16 protein-coding genes and 1 pseudogene are annotated in these 24,037 nt (G+C 51.9%); 9 read left to right on the forward strand and 8 right to left on the reverse strand.

Annotated features, from left to right (window positions below; translation table 11 throughout):
- The first annotated feature begins 78 nt into the window (after positions 1-78).
- Positions 79-1,132, forward strand: a pseudogene (locus tag C1A10_RS06515) (IS481 family transposase).
- Between the two features lie 266 nt (positions 1,133-1,398).
- Here C1A10_RS06515 and C1A10_RS06520 read toward each other — a convergent pair.
- Together C1A10_RS06520 and C1A10_RS06525 are read right to left on the reverse strand one after the other, a co-directional pair.
- On the reverse strand, positions 1,399-2,742 hold the full coding sequence (locus C1A10_RS06520; RefSeq protein ID WP_101909480.1) for an MATE family efflux transporter: 1,344 nt from the start codon (positions 2,740-2,742) through the stop codon (positions 1,399-1,401).
- Positions 2,743-2,830: 88 nt separating this feature from the next.
- Positions 2,831-4,588 (reverse strand): ABC transporter ATP-binding protein, encoded by a 1,758-nt coding sequence (locus C1A10_RS06525; RefSeq protein ID WP_101909481.1) that lies wholly within the window; start codon positions 4,586-4,588, stop codon positions 2,831-2,833.
- Between the two features lie 206 nt (positions 4,589-4,794).
- On the opposite strand from C1A10_RS06525, the gene C1A10_RS06530 reads away from it, so the two are divergent.
- The 4 genes from C1A10_RS06530 to pheA all read left to right on the forward strand — a co-directional run bounded on the left by C1A10_RS06530 (position 4,795) and on the right by pheA (position 9,733).
- Positions 4,795-6,072 (forward strand): chloride channel protein, encoded by a 1,278-nt coding sequence (locus C1A10_RS06530; protein ID WP_242968879.1) that lies wholly within the window; start codon positions 4,795-4,797, stop codon positions 6,070-6,072.
- A 113-nt stretch (positions 6,073-6,185) separates the two neighbouring features.
- Positions 6,186-7,220 carry a sugar kinase gene (locus C1A10_RS06535; RefSeq protein ID WP_101909483.1) on the forward strand — a complete coding sequence of 345 codons (1,035 nt, stop codon included), beginning with the start codon at positions 6,186-6,188 and terminating at the stop codon, positions 7,218-7,220.
- A gap of 362 nt (positions 7,221-7,582) precedes the next feature.
- Positions 7,583-8,596, forward strand: a complete 1,014-nt coding sequence (gene aroF / locus C1A10_RS06540) for a 3-deoxy-7-phosphoheptulonate synthase (RefSeq protein ID WP_101909484.1) — start codon at positions 7,583-7,585, stop codon at positions 8,594-8,596.
- Positions 8,597-8,614: 18 nt separating this feature from the next.
- Positions 8,615-9,733 (forward strand): prephenate dehydratase, encoded by a 1,119-nt coding sequence (gene pheA / locus C1A10_RS06545; RefSeq protein WP_101909485.1) that lies wholly within the window; start codon positions 8,615-8,617, stop codon positions 9,731-9,733.
- 44 nt (positions 9,734-9,777) lie between these two features.
- On the opposite strand, the gene C1A10_RS06550 is transcribed toward pheA, so the two are convergent.
- Both C1A10_RS06550 and C1A10_RS06555 read right to left on the reverse strand, forming a co-directional pair.
- On the reverse strand, positions 9,778-10,464 hold the full coding sequence (locus C1A10_RS06550; protein WP_101909486.1) for a YjjG family noncanonical pyrimidine nucleotidase: 687 nt from the start codon (positions 10,462-10,464) through the stop codon (positions 9,778-9,780).
- A 16-nt stretch (positions 10,465-10,480) separates the two neighbouring features.
- A complete protein-coding gene (locus C1A10_RS06555; protein ID WP_101909487.1) occupies positions 10,481-11,860 on the reverse strand; it encodes an alanine/glycine:cation symporter family protein in 1,380 nt (459 codons plus the stop codon).
- Positions 11,861-12,145: 285 nt separating this feature from the next.
- Here C1A10_RS06555 and clpB point away from each other — a divergent pair, with 285 nt between their 5' ends.
- Positions 12,146-14,758, forward strand: coding sequence for an ATP-dependent chaperone ClpB (gene clpB / locus C1A10_RS06560; protein ID WP_101909488.1), 2,613 nt, complete (start codon positions 12,146-12,148; stop codon positions 14,756-14,758).
- Positions 14,759-15,092: 334 nt separating this feature from the next.
- Here the strand turns inward: clpB and C1A10_RS06565 are convergent, their stop codons facing one another.
- Complete coding sequence (locus C1A10_RS06565; RefSeq protein WP_101909489.1) at positions 15,093-16,622, reverse strand: MATE family efflux transporter; 1,530 nt, start codon at positions 16,620-16,622, stop codon at positions 15,093-15,095.
- Positions 16,623-16,711: 89 nt separating this feature from the next.
- Between C1A10_RS06565 and C1A10_RS06570 the strand changes: the two genes are divergently transcribed.
- On the forward strand, positions 16,712-17,044 hold the full coding sequence (locus C1A10_RS06570; RefSeq protein WP_101909490.1) for a phage holin family protein: 333 nt from the start codon (positions 16,712-16,714) through the stop codon (positions 17,042-17,044).
- Positions 17,045-17,089: 45 nt separating this feature from the next.
- On the opposite strand, the gene nifU is transcribed toward C1A10_RS06570, so the two are convergent.
- The 3 genes from nifU to rnhA form a co-directional block, all read right to left on the reverse strand.
- On the reverse strand, positions 17,090-17,518 hold the full coding sequence (nifU, locus tag C1A10_RS06575) for a Fe-S cluster assembly scaffold protein NifU (protein ID WP_101909491.1): 429 nt from the start codon (positions 17,516-17,518) through the stop codon (positions 17,090-17,092).
- A gap of 56 nt (positions 17,519-17,574) precedes the next feature.
- Positions 17,575-18,765, reverse strand: coding sequence for a cysteine desulfurase NifS (gene nifS / locus C1A10_RS06580; RefSeq protein ID WP_101909492.1), 1,191 nt, complete (start codon positions 18,763-18,765; stop codon positions 17,575-17,577).
- Between the two features lie 116 nt (positions 18,766-18,881).
- Positions 18,882-19,331 (reverse strand): ribonuclease HI, encoded by a 450-nt coding sequence (gene rnhA, locus C1A10_RS06585; protein WP_101909493.1) that lies wholly within the window; start codon positions 19,329-19,331, stop codon positions 18,882-18,884.
- 185 nt (positions 19,332-19,516) lie between these two features.
- Here rnhA and C1A10_RS06590 point away from each other — a divergent pair, with 185 nt between their 5' ends.
- Positions 19,517-21,607, forward strand: a complete 2,091-nt coding sequence (locus C1A10_RS06590) for a hypothetical protein (protein WP_101909494.1) — start codon at positions 19,517-19,519, stop codon at positions 21,605-21,607.
- A 280-nt stretch (positions 21,608-21,887) separates the two neighbouring features.
- Positions 21,888-24,017 (forward strand): RNase J family beta-CASP ribonuclease, encoded by a 2,130-nt coding sequence (locus C1A10_RS06595; protein ID WP_242968850.1) that lies wholly within the window; start codon positions 21,888-21,890, stop codon positions 24,015-24,017.
- Positions 24,018-24,037: the final 20 nt, after the last annotated feature.

The following is a 24,037-nucleotide window of genomic DNA, read 5'->3' on the forward strand; positions in this document are numbered from 1 at the left end:
TATAATTGCTCATATGTATGACTAATGGTCTTGTCTAACATCAAAACAGATGATATATTGATGTTGGAGGAGATAAAGATGGCAGGAAAGATGGCAGGAAAGATTGTAGAAAAAGATCCGACAATCAAAATAGCAAAGCAGCGGCTGAGCGTATTGGAAATGGCCGAGATGCTCGGGAATATCTCTGAAGCATGCCGTCGCGGGGGTATGGACAGGACGAGCTTCTATGAATGGAAGCGGCGATTTCAGACGCATGGGCTGGAGGGGCTCAAGGACATGCCGCCTATTCCCAAGTCGCAGCCCAATCAGACAACCCCCGAAACAGAAGCTGCTATTCTGGAATGCAGCCTCGCTCATGCGTCCTGGGGCTGCGTGAAACTGTCTGATTTTTTGAAATTGCAAGGGATTTCGGTCAGTTCTCCTACCGTACAAAAGATCCTCACCCGCAATGACATGGCGAGTGTCTACGATCGCTGGCTCAAGGTGGAAGAACGCCATCTGGAGACAGGCATAGAGTTGACTGCCGAGCAGGGTGGCTAAGATAGAAAAATACAACCCCTGTTTCAAGGAACGGCATGTGGAATCGTCGCACCCAGGTGAACTTTTGTGCCAGGACACCATGTTTGTCGGTAACCTGAAAGGGGTCGGAAAAGTATATCTGCATGCCTGCGTTGATACATACGGCTCCTATGCCTTTGGATTCCTTCATACCGGCAAAAAGCCGGAGTGTGCCGCTGCGCTGGTCCATAATGATGTGCTCCCGTTTTATCAGAAACACGGACTATCTGTCGGTGCCATTTTGACCGATAATGGCAGGGAGTTCTGTGGAACCGAGAACCATCCATTCGAGCTTTACCTTGCCCTAAACGACATCGAGCACCGGCGGACAAAGGTCAAATCCCCCAAAACCAACGGCTTTATTGAACGCTTCAATAAGACTGTGCTGGACGAGTTTTTTCGTATTGCTTTCCGTGAGAACTTTTATGAAAATGTGGAGGCGCTGCAGGAGGACTTAGACCAGTGGCTCGTCCACTATAACACCCAACGACCTCACAGGGGTTACAGAAACCGTGGGAAACGCCCTTTTGATACCGTGTTGGAATTCGCTTCATCTGTTAGACATGACTCTTAGTTATATATGTTAAGTGCTTTGCTGTTTTCGCTATAAATTCCGTTCATCGTGAGCGGCGGCGTATTTCCGGCATTGTAATGTTGCAGGAAATCGCCATCTCCACCAATCAGGTTCGACCGTTTAGGTTGAATCAAGACAGCGCTGGCTTTGTTGTCAGCGTTGTTTTCTTTTATGGAATTATTTTAAAATAATCAAAGGTACCGTTCGGCGGTAAGCCGAACGGTACCTTACTTGTTTTTTGTATTTATTAATAAAATAATATAGAATCAATCTCCGATGGCAGACTTGCTTTTCCACGAGCCGCTCAGAAAACGGCCCCCTGCAATCGAAAGGCCAACCAGCCATCCGAGCGGAATGGACCACCAGATAGCGGCTTCCCCAATCAAGGCAGAAAGGGAGTATGCACCGACAACACGGCAGAAGAAATTGGCGAGCGTGCAGAACATAAACATCCGCAGATCCCCTGAACCGCGCAAAACGCCATTAAAGGAAGCCATAGACCCCATGAGCACGTAGAAAGTACCCACAACGCGCAGATATTCTATGCCTACAGCAATGACCTCGCGGTTGGTTTCGGTATCCACAAACAGGCCTACAAAGCTGCCGCCAAAGAGATAAAGCGAAGCTGTCAGCAGGCCGCCGATGATGAACACCATTAAAAATGCGGCGCGCAGGCCCTTTTTGACACGTTCCGGCTTCTTGGCACCGATATTCTGGGCTGTAAAGGCGGAAACTGCATTCCCGATGTTTATCATGGGCATAATGGCGATGCTGTCGATTTTGGTCGCTGCGGTGTAACCGGCTACAACATTTGTTCCATACCGGTTGACCAGAGCCTGCACAAATACGACACCAAAAGAGATAATCGACTGCTGAATAATAGAAGGAATTGCCACTTTCCCGATATGAGAGAGCATTGCCCCGTCAAATAAACGCGATTTTTCGTCCGTATTGATTTTATGAAGCCGGAGAAACAGAACCAACAGCGCCAGCAGGGAAGCAATCCCCTGTGAAATCAGGGTCGCCCATGCCACACCCGCCACGCCCGCATGAAACCGGATAACAAACAGCAAATCCAAAACAATGTTGGTCATGGAAGAAAAAATCAGAAAATAGAGCGGCGTGCGGCTATCACCGAGCGCATTAAAGGCGGCAGTACAGATATTATAGAGAAACATAAAACCGAGTCCCATCAGATAGACACGCAGATAAATATCCGCGTCCCCCATGATCTCGGCAGGCGTGCTCATCCAGCGCAGGATGGAACCGCTCATCAGCAAGCCGATTGCCGTCATGAGCAAACTCAGAAGAATAATGGAAGTCAGGGCGGTGAAAACTGCCGTTTTCATCTGCGCCAGCCGTTTGGCACCGAAAAACTGGGAGATCACTACCGAGCATCCGATGGACGACCCCGTGGCAATCGCGATGAACAGAAACGTGATGGAAGAGGATGCACCGACGGCGGCCAGCGCATCCGGGCCGACAAAGTTGCCGACAACCACCGAATCTACAATGTTATAAAGCTGCTGAAACAAATTCCCGAGAATAATGGGAATCGTAAAGAAAATCATAATTTTGGACGGGCTGCCTTGTGTCATATCCCGGATCATGCATTATCCTCTTTCAATCATTTTCTCTATTTATTGTAAAACAAACAAGTTGCTGTTTTTCTTACAGCAACTTTATTTTGCCCTTAGTTTATTCGTTTTCGTTATACATGCTGTACATCCGATAATAAAATCCTTTTCGCGCCATCAACTCCTCGTGAGTGCCCTGCTCGGCGATACCGTCTTCCGTCAGCACAAGAATCAAAGACGCGCCCCGGATAGTTGTCAGACGGTGTGCAATGGTAAAAGTAGTGCGCCCGGCCGCCAGTTTTTCCAGCGACTGCTGCACAAGCCGCTCGCTTTCATTGTCAAGCGCAGAGGTCGCCTCATCCAAAATCAGGATCGGTGGATTTTTCAAGAAGACGCGCGCAATGCTGATGCGCTGTTTTTGCCCGCCGGACAGCCGGACACCGCGTTCTCCCACATAGGTGTCATAGCCGTCCTCAAACTCCGAGATGAAATCATGTGCGCCAGCGAGCTTGGCGGCTTCTATGATTTCTTCCTCAGCTGCTCCGGGACGCCCGTAGGCAATATTTTCGCGGATACTGCCGGCAAACAGATAAACGTCCTGCTGCACAACGCCGATCCGGCCGCGCAGGGAATGCAGCGTAAACGACCGGATATCATTGCCGTCGATCAGGATGCTGCCGCTTGTGACATCATAAAAGCGGGGGATTAAATTGCAGAGGGTGGTTTTTCCGCTGCCGGACGGGCCCACCAGCGCCACATTCCCTCCGGGCGCTACATGCAGGTTGATATTCGCAAGCACGGCGTGTTCGTCTCCCGCATAGTGAAAGCCGACATTCCGGAATTCAATCTCGCCGCGGACATCCCTGAGTTCCTGTGCGTCCGGCAGATCGATGATATCCGCAGGAGCATCCATCACCTCGAGAAACCGTTCAATGCCGGTCATGCCGCGCTGAAACTGCTCGGTAAATTCCACGATTCTGCGGATGGAAGTCAGCAGGGTGGTGACATAGAGCAGATAGGCAATCAAATCCGCTGGGGTGATTTTCCCGTCAATCATAAACAGCGCACCCGCGACGACCACGGTGATGTACATCACCCCGTCGTACAGGCGGGTTGTGCTCTGAAAGCCCGCCATATAGCGGTACTGTTCCTTTTTGATGTCCAAAAACAGCTCGTTGCCTTCCTCGAATTTCCGCTCTTCAATCTCCTCGTTCGCGAAGGACTTTACAACCCGCACGCCTAAAAGGCTGTCCTCCACCTGCGCGTTCAGTTCGCCTGTCTGGTTGCGTGACTTTTTGAACGCATGTCTCATCCTTGTTCTGAAAAACATCGAGCTGAAGATCATAAGCGGGATAATGGCAAAAATAATCAGCGTCAGCCAGAAATTGACTCTTGCAAGGATGATAAAGGATACCGTGATTTTCAGCGCCGCAATAAAAAACTCTTCCGGACAATGGTGGGCAAATTCCGTGATTTCAAAAAGGTCGCTGGTGATGCGCGCCATAATCTGCCCCACTTTGGTGCTGTCAAAGTAAGCGAACGAAAGCTTTTGCAGATGCGCGAATAAATCCTTGCGCATATCCGTTTCAATCCGCGCGCCCATTACGTGCCCGATATTCGCCATGTAATAGTTGGCGCAGGTATCAATGATGCGCAGAATCACATAAAGCCCGCCGATACGCAAAATTATGCCGACCGTCAGGCTTGCCATATCGTTCATTCCCTGGTTGGTGATATAACGCACCATCAGCGGAAGAACGAGTTCGCACAGCGTTGTCAGGGCGGCGCAGAACAAATCCAGAAGCACCACCCATATATACTTTTTAAAATAGGGAGAAAACCGGCGTATCAGGGTCCCGGTCTTCATATGTTGGTTCATTTTGTTTTCCTCATTCCAATGTTAGTTATTGTTCATCATAGCATAAACCGTGTGGAAAATCATGGTTGATAATTCACAAAAATTAATTACCGGCCAAGCAGAATTTTAACCAGTCGCATTTTGGGACAACTTCTCATCATTTTATGCCCGGCACTGTCAAAAAATAAAGAACTGTGGTAAAATATAGATAAATTATGAACTGGGAGATGTGTATTTTGATCAAAACAGAGCAGCCTTATCAAACGATCTGCTGCATCTGCGAAAACCTGCGGGTTTTCCTGAAATGGCTTTTTGTGGCATTGATTACCGGCGGTTTGATCGGAGGGGTGGGGAGCCTTTTCCACATTGCTTTAAACTATGCGACAGAGCTTCGTATCACACATGGCTGGATGATCTGGCTGCTGCCGTTGGCAGGTGTGCTGATTGTGTTCCTCTACCGGCTTTGCAACATCAGGGAACCGCGCGGAACGGATTTGGTCATCGAAGCGGTCCGGACTTCCGAGGAACTTCCGGCAATTATGGCACCTCTGATTTTTGTTTCGACGATTCTGACCCATCTGTGCGGCGGCTCTGCCGGACGTGAAGGGGCAGTGCTCCAGATTGGAGGCAGCATCGGCAATAAACTGGGAAAATGTATGCGGCTGGATGACGAAAAATCAAAAAACATTATGATTATGTGCGGAATGAGCGCTGCTTTTTCTGCATTATTCGGCACACCGGTAACCGCGACGGTCTTCTCGATGGAACTGATCAGCGTAGGGGTAATGTATTATGCCGCGCTGGTGCCCTGCGCCGTTTCCGCGGTGATTGCGCTGGAGGTCGCGCGTGCGTGCGGCGTTGCGCCGGAAGCGTTTCAAGTATACGGCATTCCCGACACGAATATCGGCAGCATTTCCAGAGTCCTGGTGCTGTCGCTTCTTTGCGCGGGTCTGAGCATTGTCTTTTGTTTCTGCCTGCACCAGGCGGGACGGCTCTACAAAAAATATCTGTCTAACCAGTATCTGCGGGCGGCGGCGGGCGGCGCGCTTGTTTTGCTGCTTGTGCTGGTGTTCCAAACAAGGGAGTATCTCGGCGCAGGCATGGATGTGATTGAACGCAGCATACAGGGAGAAGCGCTTCCGTGGGCGTTTGCGCTGAAACTGCTGTTCACCGCAGTGACACTGGGCGCCGGCTATAAAGGCGGCGAAATTGTGCCAGGCTTTTTTGTGGGCGCTACGTTCGGATGCGTTGTGGGCGGTTTCCTTGGGCTGCACCCGTCCTTCGGCGCGGCGCTTGGCTTGGTGGCGCTGTTCTGCGGCGTGACCAACTGCCCGATTACCGCGCTGATGCTGGCGTTCGAGCTGTTCCATTTTACAGGGGTTCTCTTTTTCCTGCTTGCGGTTGCCGTCAGTTATATGCTGTCGGGCTATTTCAGTCTTTACAGTGCCCAAAAGTTTGTTTACGCCAAAACAAGACCGGAATTTATTAATCGATGCGCGCATTAACTCGATTTATATTTTACATAGAAATTTGAAATATCTTGCAAAATTGATCGAAAATGGTATAATTAGTTTTATCATGGGGGAATGTTTCGAATTTTTATTTAGGAAGTGTCACAATGACTTTTGGCAATACGAACAAAGATTTTGATGTAATCAGTTTGGGAGAAATTATGCTGAGGCTTTCGCCGACGGGCCTGGACAGGCTTTCCCAGTGTGAAACGCTTGAAAAGAGGCCGGGCGGAAGCGAACTGAACGTGGTTTCCGGTATTTCGCTGCTGGGCCTGCGTACAGGTATTGTAACGAAAATTCCGGATAATGACATGGGGCGTTTCATCAAAAATAAGATCCGTTTTTACGGCGTCAGCGACGATTATCTGATTTATGACAGTTCGGAGAATCGCCGCATCGGCATCTATTACTACGAGAGCGGCGCTTACCCCAGAAAACCCGCTGTGATGTATGACCGCGCGTTTTCTTCGATCAACAGCATCGGTATTGATGAAATTGACCCCAAGATTTACAGCGATTCGCGGGTGTTCCACACCAGCGGCATTACCCTGGCACTGAGCGAAAACTGCCGCAAGACAGCGGTTGAAATGATCAAACGCTTTAAAGAAAAGGGCGCGCTGATTTCTTTTGATGTCAATTACCGCGCAAACCTTTGGAACGAGGAAACAGCGCGCAAAACCATCTACGAAATCCTGCCTTATATTGACATTCTGTTTGTTTCTGAGGAAACGTCCCGCCGCATGATGCAGCGGCAGGGCACGATGGAAGAAATTATGCGCGGCTATTGCGCGGAATTCGGATGCAAAGTGGTGGCCTGCACCCATCGGAAAGTGAAGAGCCCCAAATGCCATTCGTTCAATTCGACGATTTATCTGCATGAAAACGATATGGTTTATACCGGCATTCCATTTGAAGACATTGATGTGATTGACCGTATCGGCAGCGGAGATGCCTATGTGGCGGGCGCGCTGTTCGGCCTGCTGAAATATAACGATGTAAAAAAAGCGGTGGAATTCGGAAACGCGATGTCTGCGGTGAAGAACACCATTGTGGGCGATATGCCGGCTTCTGATTTTGAAGAAATCAGCCGTGTGATTGCGCTGCATAACTCCGGAACTGCCGGAGACGAGTTGAATCGATAGCATTTGTGCCGGATATCTGCTGTTCGCGGCAGATATCCGGTATGATTTTTATGTAAGTTTTTGCAAATGGGTTGACAGATGACTGTTGTTTGTTATAATGAAAGAAACTATTCAGGGTTATGGAGGCCGCTATGGACCACCTGTCCGCAAAACAGAATCGATTTTACGGCTTTTTTAGCTGGGGCTTTTTCTTTAGCACCGGCTTTATTTGCTGTGAAAAAGATTGTGTTTGTGAGTAGAGGCGTTCCTGGGCCATATCAGCGATAGGAATGATACAAGAGAACTCATTGACGCAATGGGTTCTCTTTTTGTATGCTCAAAAAATGAACCCATGCAACTAACACATTTTTGGAGGGTATGCAATGATCGTAATCATCAAACGCGGAACACCGCAAAAGGAAATTGACGACTTAACAAACCAGCTCACCGCAAAAGGGGTGGAAGTCAATCCGGTTGTGGGCAAGGACCTGATCATCCTCGGGCTTGTGGGGGACACCAGCAAGATCGACGATTCCTGGATTGAAGCAAACCGGAATGTGGAACGGGTGATGCATGTCGCGGAGCCGTTTAAAAAAGCGAACCGTATGTTCCATCCGGCGCCGACTGTCGTAGAAGTCGGGGAAAACCGGATAGGCGGAAAGAAACTGGCTATGATCGCGGGCCCGTGCTCGGTGGAAAGCGAACAGCAGATCTGCGGAGTTGCCGAAGAGGTCAAGCGTATCGGCGCCAATTTTCTGCGCGGGGGCGCGTTCAAGCCCCGCACAAGCCCTTACGCCTTTCAGGGGCTGAAATATGATGGGCTGGAACTGCTCAAAGAAGCGAGGGCGGCAACCGGACTGCCGATTGTCACCGAAATTATGTCGCCTTATGATATCGAAATTTTTGAGCGGGATGTGGACATTATTCAGGTGGGGGCCCGCAACATGCAGAACTTTGAGCTGCTGAAAGAACTGGGACGCACCAGAAAGCCCATTCTGCTCAAGCGTGGGCTTTCCGCCACAATTGAGGAGTGGCTGATGTCCGCCGAATATATCATGTCCGGCGGCAACGAAAGCATTATCCTCTGCGAACGCGGTATCAGAACGTTTGAAACCTACACCCGCAATACGCTGGATCTTTCCGCGATACCCGCAATTAAAAAACTCAGCCATCTGCCAATTGTTGTGGACCCCAGCCATGCCACGGGAAAATGGTGGATGGTAGATCCTCTGGCAAAGGCGGCAGTCGCGGTGGGCGCTGACGGGCTGATTATTGAAGTGCACAACGACCCGGCCAATGCCCTCTGCGATGGGCAGCAGTCGATCAAGCCCAGCGTATACGGCGAACTTGTGGAGGAACTGCGCCCGATTGCCGCCGCTGTCGGACGCGAATTATAATGATCAGGGAGACGGAAAATGGCAGATTTGAACGATTACCGCAGAGAGATAGATGAAATCGACGGCCAGTTGATTCCGCTGTTCGAGCGCCGGATGGAAATTGTGCGCGAGGTTGGCTGCTATAAAAAGGAGCATGGGCTTCCTGTCCTCCAGGCAGGCAGGGAAGAAGAAATTTTGCAGAAAGCTGCCGATTTTTTAAAAGACAAGGGCTATGCGCCGGATGCAAGGCGTTTTATGCGTGCGGTTATGGAAATCAGCCGAGGGGCGCAGTCCCGCAGCTTGCAGGCCGGCGGACAGCAAACGCAAGATACCATAAAACATGGAACGGTCGGCTATTACGGCATCCCTGGTTCCTTTTCGGAACAGGCCCTGATCGATCTGTTTTCCGATCAGCAGGACCGCATGGCCTACGCGGAATTCCGCGACGTGTTTGAAGCGCTGAAGGATGCAAGAATTGACTATGGGGTACTGCCAATCGAAAACTCCTCCTCCGGCGCGATTTCTGCGGTCTATGATCTGCTGGGCAGCTACGGGTTTTATATCGTGGGGGAGCGGCGTGTCAGAATCAGTCAGAATCTGGCTGCTGCTCCCGGGGCGTCACTGGATAGCGTCACACAGGTCTATTCCCATGAGCAGGGGCTGATCCAGTGCAGTGAATTTTTGTCCCGCCATGGGCATTGGGCGCAGGTTTCCCATCAAAGCACGGCGACCAGCGCGAAGCTGGTGGCAGAAGCGCAGGACCCGGCAAAAGCCGCAATTTGCAGCCTGCGCGCCGCAAGCCTGTACGGGTTGCAGATATTGGCCTCCGATATTCAGAACCACCAGGAAAACACGACCCGTTTTATCTTAATCGGCCGTGAACTGGAATCGCGCAGCGCCGACAAGGTCAGCCTCGTATTTACGCTTGACCATGAGTCCGGCACGCTGTATCAGACGCTGCGCTATTTTGCGGAGCGCGGCATCAGCCTTGTTAAAATTGAATCCCGCCCGATTCCAGATGTTCTATGGAACTACCGGTTTTATCTGGATTTTGAGGGGGATATCGACAATCAGCAGGTGAAAACCGCTTTGGATGCCATCGCGGAGCATGCAAAGGATTTTCGCGTATTGGGAGCGTACCGGTCGGACAAATCCTGAGTAAAGTGTATAAAAAGAGCCGTCTCAATGCGAGACGGCTCTTTTTAGTCCAGCACAAGCGGAAGAAATTCCATCAGATTTTGAATGGTATAATCGCAGGTTTCATTTCCGCCGCCGCCCTGCGGAGCATACAGGCAGGTGGTCATTCCGGCGTCGCGGCCGCCCTTCATGTCGGAAGAAAGTGAGTCTCCGAGCAAAATCATCTGCCCGCGTTCGTCAGACGGAATATCCAGCTCCCGGAACATATGGTCGAAAAACGCGGGATGGGGCTTCTGCCAGCCGATTTCACCCGAAATAAAAATGTGATCGATATAGGGGGCCAGCGCAGACTTTTTAAGACGGGGCGCCTGAATGTCCGGTATGCCGTTGGTCACAATGATCAGCGGGCATTTGCCATGCAGCGCGCGACAGATGTCCAGCGCGCCGTCAATCAGAAACGTGCATTCGGAGAGACGGCGGGAATAACAGCGGTTCATGGAGGCGGCATCGCCGGAAATTCCCGTTTCGGAAAACAGCTTTTCAAACCGAAGCCGCCGCAGCGCGGACTGGTCGATTTCCCCGCGTTCAAGCTGCCGCCAGAGCTCCGCGTTGATCGCGCGGTATTGCTCGTAGAGGCCGGGAGAGGCGGGAATGCCCTGATCCGCGCAGGCGGCGGCAAAGGAATGCCGCTCGGAGCGGTCAAAATCAAACAGCGTCCCGTCAGCGTCAAAGAAAATCATTTGATACTTCATTTTTAACCTCCAGATTTTATCGGCGCATTCCCTGCCTGCGCGCGAGATATTCTTTCGTCAGAGAAAAAACTTTGCCGGACAGCAGCAGAATTGCAATCAGATTGGGAACTGCCATCAGGCCGTTAAAGGTATCGGAGATGCTCCAGACCAGCTTCAGGTCCGCGACACATCCGACGCAGGTCATACAGATATAGACCAGCTTATACAGGAAAACGGATTTCCGGCCGAACAGATATTCAACCGCCCGCTCGCCGTAATACGCCCACCCGAGGATAGTGGCAAAAGCAAAACAGGTGATGGCCAGCGACACAAAGAGGCTGCCGAATTCCCCCAGCCCTTCGGAAAAAGCGGCAATTGAAAGCGCCGCCCCGTCTTTTCCGTCGGAAAGCGCCCCCGAGGAAAGAATCACAAGCGCGGTAATCGTGCACATCACAATCGTGTCCGCAAACACCTCAAAAATTCCCCACATGCCCTGCCGGACAGGTTCCTTTACGTTGGAAGCGGAGTTGACGATGACAGAACTGCCAAGCCCGGCCTCGTTGGAAAAAATTCCCCTTGCCACACCGAACCGGACTGCGTGCATCATTGCGTACCCCCCGGCGCCGCCGCCCGCCGCGCGCAGGCTGAATGCCCCGGTAAAGATGGAGGAAAGCGCCTCCGGAATCCGCTGCCGGTTTATGACTAGGATTGCAAGGCCGCCTGCGATATAGAACAGTGCGGCAAACGGAACGAATTTTTCTGTTACAGAGGCGATCCGCCTGACCCCGCCCAAAATTACCAGCCCGGCCAGCAGAGCAACCAGGATGCCGATGGACAGGGGAGAAACGGAAAAGGAGGAAGTGAGCGCGCCCGCAATGGAATTTGCCTGTGTCATGTTGCCGATGCCAAAGGAAGCAACTGTACAGAACAACGCAAACAGAACCGCCAGCCATCTGCAGTGCAGCCCCCGCTCGATATAGACCATCGGACCGCCGACCCATGCCCCTTTTTTGTCCTTATAGCGGTAATAGTTTCCCAGAACATTTTCGGCGAATTTGGTCATCATTCCGACGAACGCTGATACCCACATCCAAAAGATCGCGCCCGTCCCCCCGGCGACAATCGCGGTGGCAACCCCCACAATGTTGCCGGTCCCGATGGTTCCGGCGAGGGCGGTTGAAAGAGCCTGAAACTGCGAAATTGTGTGCGGGTCGCGCTTATCACGCACGGTCTTGTCGCGGAAGATTGCAAACAGGGTTTCGCTGATCCAGAGGCGAAACCGGCTGAACTGGAAAAAGCCGGTTCCCACTGTAAAATACAGACCCGCAAGCATCATGAATGCAATCATAGCGGGTCCCCAGACGAGCCCGTTCAGCCGACTGTTTAAGCCGATAATTGCAGCGACCAACTCCCGCATACCTGTACACACTCCAAGCGTTGAATTCTATTATACCATAAGGGTCAAATACCTGCCATCCGACTTTACACCATATGAGAAACCTGCGGTCTTCATGCCAGCCGGTTCATTTGACGATGCATAGGGATCGGTAATAAGGATGGAAAGTGGAAGGAAGCATAAAAATTCACAAATTGTACATGATTTTTTTGGGGAGCTGGTTTACAATAAATTTAGCAGTCAAATACATAGAGTGCTAATAGACTTTACTGAACGAAATCAATTGTGATGAAGGAGGAGTGTTCCTTGAATGCTCAGAAATTTACCCAGAAATCTTTGGAGGCGCTCCAGTCCGCTCAGAATCTGGCAATAGAATATCAGAATATTCAGATTGAGCAGCAGCATCTGGTTTATGCGCTGCTGATGCAGGAAAACGGGCTGATCGGGCAGCTGCTGAAAAAGATGGAAATTGACCTCGCCGTGGTGCAGTCCGCGGTGCGCGTGGAGCTTGAAAAGCTCTCACGCATGAGCGGGCCCGGGCGGGAAGAAGGAAAAATCTATGTTTCGCAGGAAGTGGACAGGGCGCTGGTCGACGCTGAAAAAACTGCCGAGCGCATGAAGGACGACTATGTTTCGGTGGAGCATGTCATGCTTGCCCTGCTTGATTCGCCGAACAGCGCGATGAAACAGGTTTACCGCCAGTTCGAGATTACAAAGGACCGGTTCCTTGCTTCCCTTGCCGGCGTGCGCGGCAACGCCCGTGTGACTTCCGACAGCCCGGAAAGCACCTATGACGCCCTGAAAAAATACGGTTCCGATCTTGTGGAGCTGGCGAGGAACCAGAAGCTGGACCCGGTGATCGGGCGTGATAATGAAATCCGCAATGTCATCCGCATCCTGTCCCGCAAAACCAAAAACAACCCGGTGCTGATCGGCGAGCCGGGCGTTGGTAAAACCGCGATTGCGGAGGGATTGGCGCTGCGTATTGTGCGCGGGGATGTTCCGGAAAACCTGAAAGACCGCACCATTTTTTCGCTGGATATGGGCGCGCTGATCGCGGGCGCGAAATTCCGCGGGGAGTTTGAGGAACGTTTGAAAGCTGTCCTGCAGGACATCAAAAAAAGCGAAGGCAGGATTATCCTGTTCATCGACGAACTGCATACGATTGTGGGCGCGGGCAAAACGGAAGGCTCCATGGACGCCGGGAACCTGCTCAAGCCGATGCTGGCACGCGGGGAGCTGCACTGCATCGGTGCCACCACCCTCAACGAATATCGCCAGTACATTGAAAAGGACGCTGCGCTGGAGCGCCGGTTCCAGCCTGTGCTCGTGCCGGAACCGACGGTGGAGGATACGATTTCGATTCTGCGAGGCCTCAAGGAGCGGTATGAGGTGTTCCATGGCGTAAAAATCCACGATCAGGCTTTAATTGCCGCCGCGACCCTTTCCAACCGCTACATCTCCGACCGGTTCCTGCCGGATAAGGCAATTGACCTGGTGGATGAGGCGTGCGCAATGATCCGTACCGAAATGGATTCCATGCCGACCGAAATGGATGAAATTTCCCGCAGGATCATGCAGCATGAAATTGAGGAGGCGGCGCTGAAAAAGGAAACCGACCAGCTTTCCCGCGAGCATCTGAAAGAAATCCAAAAAGAACTGGCCGAGATGCGCGAACAGTTTAAGAGCATGAAAGCGCGCTGGGAAAATGAAAAGAGCGCGATCTCAAAGGTGCAGAAGCTGCGCGAGGAGCTGGAGCAGGTGAACGCCGATATTGAAAAGGCGGAGCGTAGCTACGACCTGAACAAAGCGGCGGAGCTGAAATACGGTAAACTGCCTGCGCTGCAAAAGCAGCTGGAAGCGGAAGAAAAACTGGCCGCTGAGGCGGAAAAAGGGACGACGTTGTTACGCGACAAGGTGACCGAGGAAGAAATTGCGCGTATTATCTGCCGCTGGACAGGAATCCCGGTTGCGCGGCTGATGGAGGGTGAGCGTGAAAAGCTGCTGAATATGGAGTCCATCCTGCATCAGCGGGTGATCGGCCAGGATGAAGCGGTGACAAGCGTCGCGGAAGCTATCCTGCGTTCGCGGGCGGGTATTCAGGACCGTAACCGCCCGATCGGCTCCTTCCTGTTCCTCGGGCCGACGGGCGTCGGCAAGACCGAACTCGCCAAAGCGCTGGCGCAGGCCCTGTTCGATGATGAAAAAAATATTGTACGTATCGATATGAGCGAGTACATGGAGAAATACTCGGTCAGCCGCCTGATCGGAGCGCCTCCGGGATATGTGGGCTATGAGGAAGGCGGCCAGCTGACGGAAGCGGTCCGGCGCAAGCCTTACGCGGTTGTACTGTTCGATGAAATCGAAAAAGCGCATCCCGACGTATTCAATGTGCTGCTGCAGGTGCTGGACGACGGACGGATTACCGATTCGCAGGGAAGGACTGTGGACTTTAAAAATACCATTATCATCCTGACTTCCAATCTCGGTTCGCCGTATATACTCGACGGCATCAATGAACGCGGCGAAATTACGCAGGAAGCGCGGGACAGCGTGGACAGTCTGCTCAAACAGCAGTTCCGTCCGGAGTTTCTCAACCGTCTGGACGAGATTGTGTTCTATAAGCCGCTGTCCAAAACGGAGATCAGCCGCATCGTCGACCTGCTGATGGCGGACCTGCAGAAACGTCTGAACGAAAAGCAGCTGTCGCTCACCCTGTCGCCGGAGGCAAAGGCCTATATCGTGGAGCAGGGATATGACCCCGTGTATGGCGCCCGTCCGCTGAAACGGTTCTTACAGCATAAAGTGGAAACGCTGCTGGCGAGAATGATGATTGCTAACGATCTGGCGCCCAATACCCGGCTGGAGGTTGTCCTGCAAAACGGCGAACTCGCTGTTCGGCAGAGCGCTGCTTCTTAAAAACAATTACGGCGGGCATCTTTCCGGATTCTTTGGAAAGATGCCCGCCGATTTTAATATTCAGAGATAGATGCTGTTCCCCGGATTATGCCCCCTGGGTAAGAGCAAGCGTAATCAAAAACGCCGCGGCCAGGATACCGAAAAAAAGAACGGGGTTGTTAGCGTAATGGCTGACCATTTTTTGAAAAAAAGAACGGTTATCCGGTGCGTTGCCGGACATCCGCGTCGGCTGTGAACGTCTTTTCTTTTTGGACAAAATATCACCCCTCGCTTATTATAACAAAAAAGCTGTGCGTTGCAAAGCGCAAAATCCGGATGCTGCAAAGAAAGTTCACTATTTAAAGATGTTCCGGAACCACCTGAAGTCCTCCCGGGTGATACAGGCAGAGAGCGTCAGGAACAGCCCGTAAATCAGCAGTGTCAAAACGATCTGCGCGGACAATGAAAAAAAATTCAGCCGGGAGGGGAATTCCGACAGCCGGAAGAGTACTCTGGAGGCGCAGACAGCGCCGACAATGCCAAAAACAGGCTTGATCAGAAGTTTCATCAAATCGACACGCAGCTGTGTAACCACAACCAGCCGCCCCGCGCTGAGGGCAAAATTCAATAGTTCCGTGACAAAAATGGTTACAATGTAACCTTTGATGGCGTACTTCGGCAGCAAAAACCAAATCATGACCACGCCTACGAAAGAGTCGATGATATTGTAGCGCATGGAACTTACCTGCTCACCCAGGCCTTTCAGCATACCGTCCACCGTTTCGTCTATGTAAATAAAAGGCACAAGCGGCGCCAGCAGCCGGATACATTCGGCAGTTTCGCTGCTGTGGTAGATCAGCAGCGAGAACTCCTCCGCAAAACTGTAAAGCAGCCCGGACATTCCGATCGCGAACAGCGCGGTAATTTGAAGCGCCCTGTTGACCGTATAATGAATGCTTCTGCGCTTCCCCTGCGCATAGAATTCCGACAATTCCGGAATCAGCAGGTCGGAGGCCGCGTGAAGAAACGAGGCGGGGAAAAGCAGAATCGGCATGACCATCCCGCGAATGATTCCGTATGCGGACAGGGCTGATTCGGTGGAAATCCCGGATTTTTTCAGCCCGTATGGGGTCAGCAAAGATTCCGCCATGGACAGAGCGGCGCGCACATATGCGCTGAACGCAATCGGCAGCGCGATTCCGAGCATTTTGCGCGGCATGCCCGCCGGAGGGGCCTTGCTCGTTCTGTATTTGCGGCGGTCCAGCAGATAAAGCAGGCAGGAGATCCCGCAGGAAATTGCTTCTGCCGCCACCGAACCGGCGACCATCGCAAGGCAGGCATATTTCAACCCCTTCGGCATCAGCAGCGTGAAAATGGTCACGACGAACGTAATTTTAGACATCTGCTCAAAAATTTGAATCAGCACATTTTTCACAATGCCGCGCACGGCGATAAAATAGCCGCTGATCACGCAGGAGATAGATACGGTGGGAAGTCCGATGGCAAGCAGCCGAAGCGAAGGCAGCGCATCGGCGCTGAGCCAGCGGCAGCTAATGAATTCTGCGCTGTTATAAAGCAAAAATGCGGCGCCGGTCCCAAAAATCAGGGCGTACAGAATGCAGCACCGCATGGCTTTTTTGACTCCCGCCCGGTTGTCCACGGCAAGCTCCAGGGCCACCAGCCTTGTCACGGCAAATTTAATCCCTGAAACAGCCAAAGTGACCGCCAGAAAATAGACGGACATCATCAGCTGATACAGTCCAATACCTGCCGAGCCGATTTTTCCGACGAGATAGACCTGAAATGCAACCCCGATAAAGTGCATCAGAACCGTACCCGCCGCAAGGAGAAGAGCATTCATAAAAAATAATTTAACCCGCTTCATCGCAACCCCTCATTCTGCATATACAAAGTAGTATATGCGGGCAGTACACCGCATTATGGCGGCATAACAGTTTCAAGGGAGGAATTTCGATGAATTATCAGGATTTTATCCGGCCGGAGCTGGTTATTTTGATCCCTGTCCTGTATTTCATGGGGAAACTATTAAAGGCGTCGAGAATACCCAATTACAGAATTCCTGCTATCTTGGGAGTCACGGGAATTTTGCTTGCAACGCTCCATGTGGTGGCGACAACTCCGCTTCATAACCTTCCGGAAATTGCAATGGGGCTGTTCGTTTCGATTACACAGGGGATTCTGGTTGCGGGAACCAGCGTCTATTATGACCAGCTGAAAAAGCAGTGGCACAACAGCAGGGAAGACGTTCCGGCAGTTTATGGACAGGAAAATAAAAGTTTGCATTAAAAAATCGCGCCCATGCAGAAAGCATGGGCGCGATTTTTTATGTCTTTAATGAACGTGGCAAGCGTCGCATTCACCAATCTCGCCTACAATCGGAGTCGGGTCTACCCCGTTCTTGCGGTAGTAATCAGCTAAGGCGGACTTGACAGCCTGTTCGGCCAGAACCGAGCAGTGAATCTTGGAAGCGGGCAACCCGTCCAGCGCTTCCACCACCGCCTTGTTGGAGATTTTCAGAGCATCCTCAATCGAGGCCCCTTTAATCATATCGGTCGCCATGGAACTTGTCGCGATTGCGGCCCCGCAGCCAAACGTTTTGAATTTTGCGTCCATGATGACGCCGTCCTGAATTTTCAGGTACATTTTCATGATGTCTCCGCATTTGGCGTTGCCGACTTCGCCGACACCGTCCGCGTTTTCGATTTCACCAACGTTGTGAGGATTGGCGAAATGTTCCAATACTTTATCAGAATACAGCATATAGAATACACCCTTTCTATCTCAATACAGATTGCAGTCAGTTAAAACCCGGCTGATTATGCCAGTACCAGTTCACCCTTCATGATGTGCTCCCACATGGGGGACATGCTCCGGAGCTTTTCAATGATCGGCGGGACAGACGCGATGATGTGATCTGTGTCCTCGTCGGTTGTCCAGTCGTTGATGCTGATTCGGAGGGATCCGTGGGCAACCTCATGGCTCAGCCCGATGGCAAGCAGAACATGGCTCGGATCGAGGGAACCGGAGGTGCAGGCGGAGCCGGAAGAGGCACAGATTCCCTGCAGGTCCAGCGACAGCAGCAGTGCTTCGCCTTCCACGCCCGGGAAAGAAATATTGATGTTTCCGGCGAGACGGTGCTCACGGTCGCCGTTAAGCCGCGCCATGGGAATTTCCAGCAGCGCATCGATAATACGGTCGCGCATAGCGCGCACACGCTCGTTTTTCTCCGGTAAATTGGAGCATGCAATTTCAATTGCACGTCCAAGCCCGACGATAGAAGCGACATTTTCGGTCCCCGCGCGGCGTCCGCGCTCCTGTCCGCCGCCGTCGATCAAATTGGGAAGAACGATCCCTTTTTTGATATAAAGCACGCCGACCCCTTTGGGCGCGTGAATCTTATGCCCGGACATGGAAAGCATATCGATCTTCTGTTCCACAACATTGATTGGCACATTCCCGACCGCCTGAACCGCGTCGGTATGGAACCAGACGCCCTTTTCGCGGCAGATCTTGCCGATTTCCGGAATGGGCTGGATGGTCCCGATTTCATTATTCGCATACATGATGGTAACGAGGGCGGTGTCGGGACGGATCGCGTCCGCTACCTGCTGCGCGGTAATCAGACCCTTTTCATCCACAGGCAGATAGGTGATTTCGAAGCCTTCCTTTTCCAGCGCGGCGCAGGTGTGCAAGACGGCATGATGCTCGAAAGTCGTCGTAATAATGTGCTTTTTACCTTTGGCTGCCAGCTTGTGCGCCGTACCTTTGATCGCCCAATTGTCGGCTTCCGAGCCGCAGCCGACGAAAAAGATTTCAGCAGGCTGCGCGCCCAGCGCGGCGGCAACCGATTTACGCGCGTCTTCGATTGCATGTCCCGCGTCACGGCCTTTTGCATAAATGCTGGAGGGGTTGCCATAGCCCTCCTTCAGCCAATACTCCATAGCCGAAAAAACCTCATCCGAAATCTGCGTGGTTGCGGCGTTATCGGCATATACAAATCTTTTCATATCCTAACCACCATTCTGTTATGAAATTCACCAATACAATATTAGGTTTCCTGATGCTCTTATTGTATACCTTAATGGTATGAATTTCAATAGCTTTTTAAAATTTATTAAAAAATTCACAAATTTTCTTTTATTTTCACAATTGCATGAACAGCCAAAGCGTCACAGCGTTCATTTTCGGGATGTCCGGCATGCCCCTTCACCCAATGAAATTTCACATGATGTGCTTGCAGGAGAGGGAGAAGCTGTTTCCATAAATCCACATTTTTTGCCGGTTCTCCCGGCGCGCGCATCCAGCCCTTTTTCTGCCAGCCGTATACCCAGCCCTTCTCCACGGAATCCACAACATATTTGGAGTCGGTCGTCAACAAGACCTCACAGGGCTCCTTTAAGGCGGAAAGCGCCATAATAACGGCCATTAATTCCATACGGTTATTGGTCGTCATCGGTTCGCCGCCCGACAGTTCTTTCTCATGTCCGCCGAAACGCAGAATTGCGCCCCAGCCTCCCGCGCCCGGGTTCCCGGAACAGGCGCCGTCTGTAAACGCTTCAATTTGCTTAGGCATAAGGCTCCTCCTGCTTAACTTCCCGAATTAACTATCTATTGTATACGATATTGCTCTTTTTTACAAGCCTTTCCTGAAATTTTTTGAGGGTGCAAAACGGCATAAAATGGTTTTGGAAGAGCAATACTACGATCAATAGAATCGGTGCGGAAGTTTCATGGGAACGGTGTGCGGAGGAATAGGATATGAAGGCGATTATAATCGCGGGCGACATTGGGGAACAACTGCAATCGCTGGCCGGCGGAGCACCAGCCTGTATGGTCCGGCTGTGCGGCCGGCCGCTGGCAGAATATGTTCTGGAGCAGCTTGCCGATTGCGGTTTCAACGAATGTACATTTGTGCTGGACGATCCAAAGGCGGCGGCAAAGCGATATCCGGAACAACGCTTTGCAGGCATTTCCCTGTGCTTTTGTACAAGCATAGGATGTCCAGAGGAAAAAGTCGGTATTCAGGACACAAAAGAACAGCCGGTACTTGTGATGGATGGAAGGCTGTTGTGTGATTTTTCGCTGGACGAATTGGTTAGAGCACATCGAAAGAGCAACGCGGATATTACTGCTGCAGTTCTTGGAAAGAGCGGAACGGGCGTTTCAGAAACAAGCGGCATCGAATCGGACAGGAACGTTTGGAATTCCGGTATCTATATGATATCCCCGCGCGCGGCAGATATCATGCAAAGCGAAGAAAAACCCCTGCTGGGAGACTTTATCAAAACGTTCGTTAACAAAGGGATGAAGGCCGCGCTTTGGAGCGGCAACGGCTACTGGAGACGTATCGACAGCCTCAGTTCCTACCAGCAGGCGCAGAAGGACCTGCTGGATGGGAGAATCAGATGCAGGCTCAGAGGAATACGGGACGAGCAGGGGAATCTGATTGCCGGGCGCTGCCCTCCCGGGCATTACAGATTGACAGCGCCGGTTTTTATCGGCAATGGCGTATATCTGGGCGAGGGAGCCGTAATTGGTGCCGGCAGTGTCCTTGATGACGGATGTACTGTGGCCTCCGGCGCAGCGGTGGAAGCGGGGACGCTGCTTCCGCACAGCTTTGTGGGGGAACGCGCCTGCATACAGTCCAGCGTCGTCTGTGCCGGCGCTCCCGTCAGGTCGGGAGCCGTATTGATGAAAGGAGCGGTGGCAAAATCCGTCGTACAAACGGCGTTTTCTGATGAGGCATCCGCCGATACGGACCATAACAATACGGTCGGCGGGGAGATCGGAATGGAATTGACTCCGGAGTTCGCGGTACAAGCGGGATGCGCGTTGGGGACGATACTGCGCGGCCGGACAATCGGTGTGGCGGTAGATGAGTTTTGCAGTTCCCGTGTGCTGGCCGACGCCTTGATTGCCGGTGTTCGTGCGACAGGGACGAATGTGCTGGATTTTGGCTGCGCGTTTCAGGCGCTGTTCCAATTTGCCGTCCGCTATAACGCAGTTCCCGGTGTGCGTATCAGCAGCGGAAAAGCCGGATGGATTCAAATGGTGGAAAGCGACGGCCAACCTTTTGACGGTTTACTGATGAAAAACTTTCGTTCTGTTTTATCCCATAAAGAGTTTTCATACGCCCCCTGGAACGGGTTCGGCGGGCATGTCGAACTGTCCGGAATCAACATGATCTATCGGGGGGAACTGCTGCGCCTCGCTTTGGAGGGGCTTCCAGGAATGTCTGCACAGACTGTTTCCCCCAATAAAGCGGTTGAAAAACTGATGAACGAAACCCTGCAAAAGCTGGGCTGTAATTTATCCGGAGGGGTGCTGCTCCGTATTTCCGCTGACGGTACGGATTTGGAGATCTGCGAAGGATATTGCAAAATGGAAGGCGAGCGGGTGCGGGCAGTCGACAGATTCCTGCAGTTAAAAACAGCCGGCGGCATGGATAGCTGTCCACCGGGGATGCATAGATGCGCGCTGTCGGCACAAACTGAAAATACTGGGCAAAAAGCCTGGACAGCTGTTGAGCGCCAGCCGATGCGGGACGGCATGATGACTGCAATCCGGATTTTAGATTACCTGCACCGGCAACGGCTTACCTTGCCGGAATTAAACGGTATCGTGCCTAAAAGCGACGCAAAGAGCAAAAGTCTGCAAAGCGAGCGGCAAGGCGGGAACGATTCCGGCGTGAGAAATCCGAAAAAGAGTGTACTGCTGCTATGCCCGGCTCAGCGCGCGCCGCTTCACGCGTTGGCGGAGGTGTCCGGCTGGGAACTTGCGCAGGAGCTTTACACGGATTCCGGACGGTGCCTGGACAGTTTGCTTGACAATGAGCGGCGGAACGGTTAATATAAATAATGATGATGTGTTCGGTTTTTGGTTTTGTGAGCTTTGCGCCACGAAACATGCGGCTGCTTTTTTTAAAGCGCGCGATCAAAATTACGGCTGTACTGCTTGCGTCGGTACGAGGCCTTGTTTTCTGATTGATTAACTGAATAGCACACGCCTATCCCGTTTTGTTCTTGATCGGCAAAAAGTACAAAGGGATGGGTAATTATTTAAGTTTGCCTAAAATGAAATTTTTAGTAAAAGAACATAATGAATTGCACAATATATGGAGGTATAATTTGTGACAGATGAAAAAAAAGTCGGCGGGAAGCTGACAGATGAACAACTCGGGCTGGGGCTTGACCTGCTGGAAAAGCGTGCCTCTGTGGAACGCGCTGCACCGCAGAAAAAAAAGCAGCGGCAGTCCGGGGCACCTTCTGCTGCGAAAAACCAGCAGGAAACACTGGTTAAGCACGAGAAGAAAAAGGAACAGACACAGACACAAACACGGAAAGCGCAGCCGGCAGCGGTTTCTGCCGAGCAGGAAAAACCGGCGCAGGAACAGGCGAGGCAGGAAGGCGCCAAGCCGCAGCAGCGACGGGGCCGCCGTCCCGGAAACAACGGCCAGAAGCAGGCGGTTTCTAAAACTGCCGCAGCGAAGACGAGCGTACCGGCCGCCGTCGTAAAACCGGCACCGGTAAACGCCGTACAGCCGGCTTCTAAAACCAACACGCGTCCTAAAAAAGGGCGTTCCAGGGAGAAAGAACAAAGCAAAATTCCGGTCAGGATTACCCCCTTGGGAGGACTCAACGAAGTCGGCAAAAACGTAACCCTGTATGAATGCCAGAATGACATGTTTATGGTGGACTGCGGCATGACATTTCCGGATGAACAGATGCTGGGTGTCGACCTGGTGCTGCCCGACCTCACGTATGTGGTCAAAAACCGTGAAAAACTCCGCGGCATTGTGATCACGCACGGACACGAAGATCATATCGGCGCGCTGCCTTATTTTCTGAAGCAGGTAAATGCTCCGGTTTACGCGACCAAACTGACGATAGGCCTGATTGCAAACAAACTGAAAGAGCATGGCCTTTTCGGAAAAGTCAAGCTGATGCAGATAGCCGCGGGGGAAACCTTTAAAATGGGCTGTATGGAAGTGGAATTCATCCGGGTCAATCATTCCATTCCCGATGCCGTATCGCTTGCGATCCACACACCTGCCGGTGTGATCATCCAGACTGGCGACTTTAAAATCGACTATACCCCGATTATCGGTGGAATCATAGATTTGGCTCGATTCGGCGAACTGGGCAGCCATGGTGTTCTGGCGCTGCTTTCCGACTCCACAAATGCCGAACGTCCGGGATTTACCCCGACTGAGCGGACCGTCGGAGAGAGCTTTGATAAGCTTTTTAAGCAGGCACACGACAAACGTATCCTTGTTGCGACCTTTTCGTCGAATGTCAACCGGATTCAGCTGATCTGCGAAGCGGCGGCAAAGTGCGGCCGAAAAGTGGCAGTTTCAGGACGAAGCATGGTAAACGTGGTCGAGGTGTCGATTGAACTTGGATATCTGAAACCGCCGAAAGACGTGATTATCGATATTGACGATATCAACCGTTTTCCGCCGGAACAGATTGTGCTGATCACGACCGGCAGTCAGGGAGAGCCTATGAGCGCGCTTTCCCGCATGGCCAGCAATGACCACCGCAAGGTCATGATCACATCCGGAGACTTCATTATCATCAGCGCGACCCCGATTCCAGGCAATGAAAAGACAGTAAGCCGTGTGGTAAATGAGCTGATGCGCCTTGGAGCCGAAGTGATCTATGAACGGATGTATGAGGTGCATGTATCGGGCCATGCCTGCCAGGAAGAACAGAAAATTATGCTTGCCCTGACACGTCCGAAATTCTTCTTCCCGGTGCACGGCGAATACAAACAGCTCAAACGCCATGCCAGCCTTGCTTTCGGCATGGGGATGGACTCAGACCATGTGATTATCGGTGAAAACGGAAAGGTTTTCGAACTCGACGGCGTTTCTGTCAAATGTGAGGAAACCGTGCCGTCCGGACGGGTTCTGGTGGATGGTCTGGGGGTTGGCGACGTCGGCAGCATCGTACTTCGCGACCGCAAGCATTTGGGGCAGGACGGTCTGATCGTGGTTGTGACCACAATCGAACAGGCAACCGGACAGATTGCTGCGGGGCCGGATATTATTTCCCGCGGATTTGTTTATGTGCGTGAAGCCGAAGACATGCTTTCGGAGGCCCGTGAGATTGTCCGCCAGACAATCGAAACCTGTATGCAGAACAATGTGCGTGAGTGGGGCAACATCAAAACGCAGGTGCGTGATGCGCTGTCCTCCTATTTCTACAACAGAACAAAAAGAAGCCCGATGATTCTTCCGGTGATTCAGGAAGTATAATCAGTCAGTAAATAAAAAAC

It is taken from the genome of Marasmitruncus massiliensis, from assembly GCF_900186535.1.
Taxonomy (GTDB): Bacteria; Bacillota; Clostridia; order Oscillospirales; family Ruminococcaceae; genus Anaerotruncus; species Anaerotruncus massiliensis_A.